This is a genomic window from Chthoniobacter sp. (assembly GCF_040003245.1).
Lineage (GTDB): Bacteria > Verrucomicrobiota > Verrucomicrobiia > Chthoniobacterales > Chthoniobacteraceae > Chthoniobacter.
In genome coordinates, this window is the sequence record NZ_JBDUCX010000307.1 from 1 (window position 1) to 7,275 (window position 7,275).

The 7,275-nt window shown below is 64.2% G+C and carries 6 protein-coding genes; 4 read left to right on the forward strand and 2 right to left on the reverse strand.

Annotated features, from left to right (window positions below):
• Positions 1-393, reverse strand: a 393-nt coding sequence (locus tag ABJF10_RS27805) for an SAM-dependent methyltransferase (RefSeq protein WP_348547881.1), incomplete at its 3' end; no start/stop codon positions are given.
• Between the two features lie 243 nt (positions 394-636).
• Between ABJF10_RS27805 and ABJF10_RS27810 the strand changes: the two genes are divergently transcribed.
• The 3 genes from ABJF10_RS27810 to ABJF10_RS27820 are packed head-to-tail and all read left to right on the forward strand — an operon-like array spanning position 637 to position 5,323.
• The gene (locus ABJF10_RS27810) at positions 637-1,461 is read left to right on the forward strand and encodes an IclR family transcriptional regulator (protein WP_348547882.1); all 825 of its coding nucleotides are present in this window, start codon (positions 637-639) and stop codon (positions 1,459-1,461) included.
• A complete protein-coding gene (locus tag ABJF10_RS27815) occupies positions 1,458-4,013 on the forward strand; it encodes a DUF1592 domain-containing protein (RefSeq protein ID WP_348547883.1) in 2,556 nt (851 codons plus the stop codon). The genes ABJF10_RS27810 and ABJF10_RS27815 overlap by 4 nt, the downstream gene beginning before the upstream one ends.
• On the forward strand, positions 4,010-5,323 hold the full coding sequence (locus ABJF10_RS27820) for a DUF1552 domain-containing protein (RefSeq protein ID WP_348547884.1): 1,314 nt from the start codon (positions 4,010-4,012) through the stop codon (positions 5,321-5,323). The genes ABJF10_RS27815 and ABJF10_RS27820 overlap by 4 nt, the downstream gene beginning before the upstream one ends.
• A gap of 88 nt (positions 5,324-5,411) precedes the next feature.
• Here ABJF10_RS27820 and ABJF10_RS27825 read toward each other — a convergent pair whose 3' ends face one another.
• Positions 5,412-5,975 carry a DUF4136 domain-containing protein gene (locus ABJF10_RS27825; protein ID WP_348547885.1) on the reverse strand — a complete coding sequence of 188 codons (564 nt, stop codon included), beginning with the start codon at positions 5,973-5,975 and terminating at the stop codon, positions 5,412-5,414.
• A 136-nt stretch (positions 5,976-6,111) separates the two neighbouring features.
• On the opposite strand from ABJF10_RS27825, the gene ABJF10_RS27830 reads away from it, so the two are divergent.
• Positions 6,112-6,939, forward strand: a complete 828-nt coding sequence (locus tag ABJF10_RS27830) for an amidohydrolase family protein (protein WP_348547886.1) — start codon at positions 6,112-6,114, stop codon at positions 6,937-6,939.
• The last annotated feature ends 336 nt before the right edge of the window (positions 6,940-7,275 follow it).

The following is a 7,275-nucleotide window of genomic DNA, read 5'->3' on the forward strand; positions in this document are numbered from 1 at the left end:
ATCTGCTGGGACGGCTGCATGTTCCCCAACGCCATGCTCGAAACGCAGGCCAGCAGCGGCGAGCGCCTCCGCCTCTTCACCACCCCGACCAAACAAAAATGGATCGCCGCCCTTCAAGCGCACCACACGCTTGCCCGCGCGCGTCTTCTCTACCAGCAGCGCGTCGATCTCCTCCTGCTTCAGGGTGTGCTGCCCGGCTTTCTTGCCCGCGTAGATGATCTCCACGTCCGCCGGCGCCCACGAGAGGATCTCCGGATTGCACAGGTAATCGTAGACGATCACCTCGGCTTCCTGGACGACTTCCTTGACCTTGAGCGTGACGAGGCCGATGTCACCCGGGCCCGCACCAGCGAGATAGCAAATTCCTTCAACTGCGGTGGCGGCGGGTTTCATAAAAGGGCGGGCAACCTAGAGCCACCCTGCCCTTCCGCCAAGCGGACATTTTCCGGAAGGAGATGTTGTAGCCGGGCTCAGTGAGCCCGGTTTGCGAACCGTCGCTCCCGTCCGGGTTCAATGAACCCGCCTACAAACACCCCGCGCACCACGTCCCGCAAAGTCGCGGCGATCCGCCGAATGCCGCTCGCCTTTGCCGTTTGTTTCTATTAATGAAACTACTTTCCTATATAGAATAGCGTCATGCGATCGAAATCACCCCCACGCAAGCCCGCGGCACGCCGCAGCCCCATCGACGATTCCGGCTTCAGCACCCCCAGCCTGGACCGGGCGCTGGCCGTGCTGGAATGCATCGGGCAGCATCCGCAGGGAATCAGCCTGTCGGAAATCGTGGAGAAGCTGGGCGTCTCGATGAACTTCGTCTATCGCGTGGCGCAGTCTCTGGCCGCGCATGGCTATGCCCACCGCGATGCGGACAAGCGCTTTCGCATCGGCGCGAAGATGCTCCTGCTCTGCCAGCCGGTGCACGACGATGTGCCGCTGGCGGAAGCGGCGCTGCCGGCCCTGCGCTGGCTCAGCGAAGAGACGGGCGAGGCCGCGCATCTCGGGATGCTCAGCGGGCACGAAGGCATCGTATTGGAGCGCGTCATCGGGCGGGCGTTGATCAAGTTTTACGTGGAACGCGGCACCCGCTTCCCCATTCACACCAGCGCGCCGGGCAAGGTGATCGTGGCCTACCTGCCGGAAGCAGAGCGCGAACGAACGATCGCGGGAATGAAGTTCGAACGCTTTCAGCCGTGGACGATTTCCAATCGCCAGGACTTTCTCGCCTGCCTCGAAACGGTGCGGGCGCAGGGGTACGCCGTCGACGCGGGCGAGCACCTGGAGGGCCATCACTGCCTCGGGGCGCCCATCTTCGATGCCGGGGGCGAGGCCATCGCCAGCCTCTGGATCACCGGGCCGAGCCAGCGCCTCAGCGAAGAGCGGATGCTCAACCTCGCCCCGGTGGTGAAGGAGGCCGCGCGCATGGCTTCCGCGGCGCTCGGTGGAAAGCCTGTCGTGCGATGAAAGCGGCCGGAATCATCGCGCTGGCAGTGTTGCTGCCGATGCTGCTCGGGGCGGCGGAGAGTAATCCCGCGGCCGCGCTCATCGAACAGACGTGCACCGACTGCCACGACAAGGAAACGACCAAGGGCGGGCTCGACCTCACGGCGCTCCGTTTCGATCCCGGTGATCGCACCAATCGCGACCGCTGGGTGCAGATTCACGATCGCGTGGCGAACGGCGAGATGCCGCCGAAGGCCAAAGACCTGCCACCGCCCGAGCGCGCGGAACTGGTGAAGTTGCTCGGCACCGCGCTGCACGACGTGGACCACGCAGAGGTGCTGGCCCGCGGGCGTGGGCCGATGCGCCGCCTCAACCGCAGCGAATACGAACATAACCTGCGCGACGTCCTGCAACTGCCGGACCTCGACATCGGCGACATGCTGCCGGAGGACCGCGAGGGCCATCACTTCAACAAGTGCGCCGAAACGCTCGATATGTCGCGCGTCCAGCTCACGGCCTATCTCGAAGCCGCCGAGACGGCGCTGCGCCGGGCGGTCGCCGGCAGCATCGCTCCGCCATCGGTCACACATTACCAAGCGCTGGCGACGCGGATGTTTCAGGAATCGCAGACCTTTGGAAATCGCGAGGCGATGTTTTATGCGAAGGACTCGAAGGCGCTGGCCATCGACTCCAAACAACTGCGCGAGATTCGCAAAAGCGGCCAGCACGATCCGGCGGTGGAGATGGCGTTGTTCCGTTCCGCCTCGTGGCCCTACTATGGGTACCCGGAAGGTTTCATCGCGAAACTCCCAGGCGAATACCGAGTGCGCTTCGGGGCGAGGGCGGTGCTGCAGGTGCCCGGCTACGAACTCAAGCACGCCACGCAGCCGGTACCGATGACCTTTCGCGCGCGCAAGCCCTCCGGACCGGACGTCTCCGGCGATGTGCGCGCCACCGGCGGCATCATCGATATCCAGCCCGAGGGTGGCGTCTATGAAACCACCGTGCGCCTGCGCGAGCGCGAGACGTTCGAATACAGCCTGCTCGGACTGCCCGTGCCGCTCGCCCGCAATGTAAACAACGGCCCGCCGAGCTACCGCTATCCGCCCTTCCCTGAGGGCGGACAGCCGGGGATCGCGTTCCAGTGGATCGAGATCGAAGGCCCAATCGCCCCGGCGCTGTGGCCGCCGCCATCGCATCGCGTGTTGTTTGACGATCTGCCGATCCGCGAGGCGGGGAAAAAGGATGGGCTGACCGTCGAGGTCATCACACCGGCACCCAAGGAAGATGCGCGGCGCTTGCTGCGACGCTTTGTGGCGCAGGCCGCGCGGCGACCGGTGCCAGATGAAGCCCTGCAGAAATATGAAGACCTGATCTTCGCCCGGCTGGATCAAGGCGCGCCCTTCGCCGAGGCGATGCTCGCGGGCTACCAGGCTTTCCTCTGCTCCGGCCATTTTCTCTATCTGCACGAGCCGCAAGGCGCGGACAATCACTTTGCCATCGCGGAACGGCTCTCGCATTTCCTGACCAACACGCGGCCCGATGCCCAACTCACCGACCGGGCGCGCGCCGGTAAACTGCGTGACGCCACGATTCTCCGCGCCGAGACGGAACGGCTCATCGCGGGCGCGGGCTTCGAGCGGTTCGTAAAAAACTTCACCGATTACTGGCTCAATCTCCGCCATGTCCGCCGCGATGAGCCCGACATCCGGCTCTATCCCGAGTATCGCTTCGACGACTATCTCGTGGAATCGATGGAACAGGAGACGCGCACGTTCTTCACCGCGATGGTGCGGGAGAATCTGCCCGCGAGCGTGCTGGTGAACGCCGATTTCCTCTTCGCCAACGACCGCCTCGCGCAGCACTACCACCTGCCGCCACTCCGGGGCTCCGCGCTGCGCAAGGTGGAGCTGCCGCCGGACAGCCCCTATGGCGGACTCCTCACGCAGGCGGCGATTTTGAAAGTCACGGCGAATGGCACCACAACCTCTCCGGTCGTCCGCGGCGCGTGGATTATGGATCGGCTCATCGGCGAACCGCCGCCTCCACCACCGCCCAGTGTTCCCGCGGTGGAGCCGGACATTCGCGGGGCCAAAACCATTCGCGATCTGCTCGCCCTGCACACCAAATCCAAGTCGTGCGCCGCCTGCCACGCGAAGTTCGATCCCATCGGCCTTGCCTTGGAAAACTTCGATATCCTCGGCGGCTGGCGCACGCGTTATCGCGGATTGGAGCAAGGCGAACGCGTCACGGGCATCGATCGTGCGGGGCACGATTTCGCTTACACCCTCGCGGAGCCGGTCGATGCCAGCGGGCGGCTGCTCGACGGGCGCACCTTCCAGAATGTCCGTGACTTGAAAGCGATCCTCGGCGCGAATCCACGCCAACTCGCGCGCAATCTCCTCCAGCAATTCACACTCTACTCCACGGGCACGCCGGTGCGCTTCTCCGATCGCGCGGAAATGGAATCGATCCTCGATGGCTGCCAGGCCGGCGGCTATCGCGTGCGCGATTTGCTCGTCGCGCTCGTGCAGAGCAAAATCTTCCTCGGCCCCGCCGGATGCCACCCATGAACGCCCCGCACATCTCCACTTCTTCCTCCTATATTCCACGCCGCACTTTCCTGCGCGGCATGGGCGTGACGCTCGCGCTGCCCCTGCTGGAATGCATGCGGCCGGTCTTCGCCCGGGCGGCCGGACCGGAATCCCCACGCCGGATGCTGCTCATCTCCAATAATCTCGGCGTGCTGCCGAAGCCCTTCTTCCCCGCCGCCGCCGGGCGCGATTACGAGCTCTCGCCGTATCTTTCCGCGCTCGCGGATTTTCGCCGCGACTTCACGGTGTGCAGCGGTCTATCGCATCCCGGTGTGGTCGGCGGCCACAGCACGGAGAATTGCTTCCTCACCGCCGCGCGCGGTCCCACGCGCAGTGGTTTTCGCAACAGCATCTCGCTCGATCAATTTGCCGCGGAGAAGCTCGGCCAGCTCACGCGGTTCCCGACGCTGAATCTCGGCGTGAATATCGACAAGGCCAACCGCAGTCTCTCCTGGACGCGCGACGGCGTGCTCCTGCCTGCCGAGGACAGCGCGCCTGCGTTGTTTCGTAAAATGTTCGTGCAGGGCGACCAAGCCGAGGTGTCGCGGCAACTGCGCCGGATCGAAGAGCGCGGGAGCATTCTCGACACCTTGCGCGAGGACGCACAACAGTTCAGCCGCAATCTAGGTAGCGATGACCGGGCGTGCCTCGACCAGTATTTCACCTCGGTGCGCGAGGTGGAGGAACGGTTGCACTCGGCACGCGAATGGGAGCTGCGGCCGAAACCCACGACGACGCAAGCGCCGCCGGAAGATATCCAGAACAAAAAACTCATCTTCCAAAAGTTCGACCTCATGCTGCGAATGGCGCAGCTCGCCCTGGAATCGGATTCCACGCGGATCGTCACGCTGATGGTGGATGCGTTTGCCACGCCCGTGTTCAAGCTCAACGAGACGCAGAACACTACGGACGGTTACCACAACTTGAGCCATCACGGGCAAGCCGTGGAGAAAGTGAAGCAACTCGAAGACGCCGACCGCCAGCAGATGGCCCTGCTGCACGGGCTGCTGCAAGCCCTCGCCGGCAAGATGGAGAGCGGCCAGCGGATGCTGGACCGCACGACGATCCTCTACGGCAGCAACCTGGGCGACGCCAACACCCACGACAACTCCAACCTCCCCATCCTGCTCGCCGGCGGCGGATTCCAGCATGGCGCGCACCTCGCCTTCAAGCGCGACGACAACACGCCGCTGAGCAACCTTTTCGTGAGCCTCCTGCACCGCCTCGGGGTCGATGCGGACGCGTTTGGATCCAGCACCGGGCGGCTGGCGAATTTAGAACTGGCCTGATCCGGAGGACGTTGATGTAGCCGGGCTCAGTGAGCCCGGTCTTCGTCATGTCAGCCAACCGATCCGGTTTCACTGAACCCGGCTACAATTACGTCGCTGGCACCGGCGGCGGCGGGAACTTCGCGAGCAACTGGCGCACGGCCTCACCCGCCTTGGCGGCGTTGGCCTCCGCTTTGTCGCCGATGACGGCCGACGCTACGCCGCGCCAGACCAACTGCTGCCGGCGTACTTCGACAAAATCCAGGATCAGCGCGCCGACCTTGTATTGCTCGAGCACGGCGTAAGTCTCGGGATTGCCCGGCCAGCCGGTGTAGTAGCCGTAGCCCGTGCGATAGGCCGTGCCGTAGCCCCAATCGGTATAATGCCGCACGTCGGTTTTCTGCACGGCAGTCACATGGTAGATGGCATAGAAATCCGGTGTCTTGCCGGCCGCCGCCTTGGTGTAACCACGGGCGGTCAGCCCTTTCTCCACCTCCGCGCGGATCGCCTCGTCCACCGCCGGCGCCGGAGCCTGCGTATTCGGCAGCGGCGCCCAGGCGAACGTCTTGTAGGCGCCAAAGTTCGCCTTTTTGTCGAAATCGCGCTTCGTGGTGATGGTGGAGCAAGCCGCGAGCAGGACTAGCGGCGCAAGAACGAGGAGTCGGCCGAGCATCTTCATTAGCGCAACCGTGTCAGGGTCACCGATGGTAAGCAAGCTTGTGATGGGCAGAGCGGGGCAGAGCGGAAAATTGGATGTTGGGTGTTGGATGTTGGGTGTTGGATGTTAAAAAGCTCCCCTCCCCTTCCCCATGAAACTCGATTCGCATCAACATTTCTGGAGCTACGACGCCGCGCAGTATCCCTGGATCGCGCCCGGTTCCCCTCTGCAACGCGACTGGCTGCCGCCGGATCTCGCGCCGCTCCTCGCAGCGGCCGGACTCGATGGCAGCATCGCCGTGCAAGCCCGGCAGACCATCGACGAGAGCCACTGGCTGCTGGAACTGGCCGAGCACCATTCCCTCGTCAAAGGCGTGGTCGGCTGGGTGGACCTCCGCTCGCCGGACGTCGAGCGCGACCTCGCCGCACTCGCGCCGCACCCCAAATTCTGCGGCGTGCGCCACGTGGTCCAGGATGAGCCGGACGTGAATTTCATGCTCGGGGCCGAGTTCCAGCGCGGCATCGGCAAGCTGCGCGCGTTCAAACTCACTTACGATATCCTCATCTTTCCAAGCCAGTTACCGGCGGCCATCGAACTGGCCCGCCGCTTCCCCGAGCAACCCTTCGTCCTCGACCACATTGCCAAGCCGTCGATCAAGGACGGGACGGTTTCGCCGTGGCGGGAGCAGATTCGCGAGCTGGCCAAAGCGCCCAACGTGCTCTGCAAAGTGAGCGGCATGGTCACCGAGGCCGACCTGGCCGCGTGGAAGCCCGCCGACTTTCGACCGTATCTCGATGTGGTCTTCGAGGCGTTCGGCGAGGATCGCCTGATGTATGGATCGGACTGGCCGGTGTGCCTGCGCGCCGGGAGCTATGCCAAGACCTTCGCGCTGGTGGACGACTACACGCGCGCGCTCGGCGCCACGGCGCGGGACAAATTCTTCGGCGGCAATGCCGCGCGTTTTTACCGGGTGAAGTGACGCACTGTTGGCGTGTCATTCTGAGCGGAGTGTAACGCAGTCGAAAGCCGAGTCCGCGAGACGCCTATGGGACTGCGGGGCAAATCCCGCCGAATAACCTGCGATCGTCTCTGGTAGGGCGACGGGGTCCTTCGACTCCGTTACACTCCGCTCAGGATGACCGCAAAAAAGGGACGCTCCCTTACTTGATCAGCTGCTCCAGCGCGGTGTCGCGCTCGGCGCCGAGCTCGGTCGCGCGCTGGTAGTATTTGCGGGCGTTTTCCTTGTTCGGCGGCGTCTGCGTGGCGAAGACCACGGCGAGATTGAAATTCGCGTCGGCGTAGTTCGGGTCGAGCG

Bases quoted from the DNA above. Each gene is read 5' to 3' on its own strand.
- ABJF10_RS27810 (WP_348547882.1), top strand. From the start codon at position 637: ATGCGATCGAAATCACCCCCACGCAAGCCCGCGGCACGCCGCAGCCCC.
- ABJF10_RS27815 (WP_348547883.1), top strand. From the start codon at position 1,458: ATGAAAGCGGCCGGAATCATCGCGCTGGCAGTGTTGCTGCCGATGCTG.
- ABJF10_RS27820 (WP_348547884.1), top strand. From the start codon at position 4,010: ATGAACGCCCCGCACATCTCCACTTCTTCCTCCTATATTCCACGCCGC.
- ABJF10_RS27825 (WP_348547885.1), bottom strand. From the start codon at position 5,975: ATGCTCGGCCGACTCCTCGTTCTTGCGCCGCTAGTCCTGCTCGCGGCT.
- ABJF10_RS27830 (WP_348547886.1), top strand. From the start codon at position 6,112: ATGAAACTCGATTCGCATCAACATTTCTGGAGCTACGACGCCGCGCAG.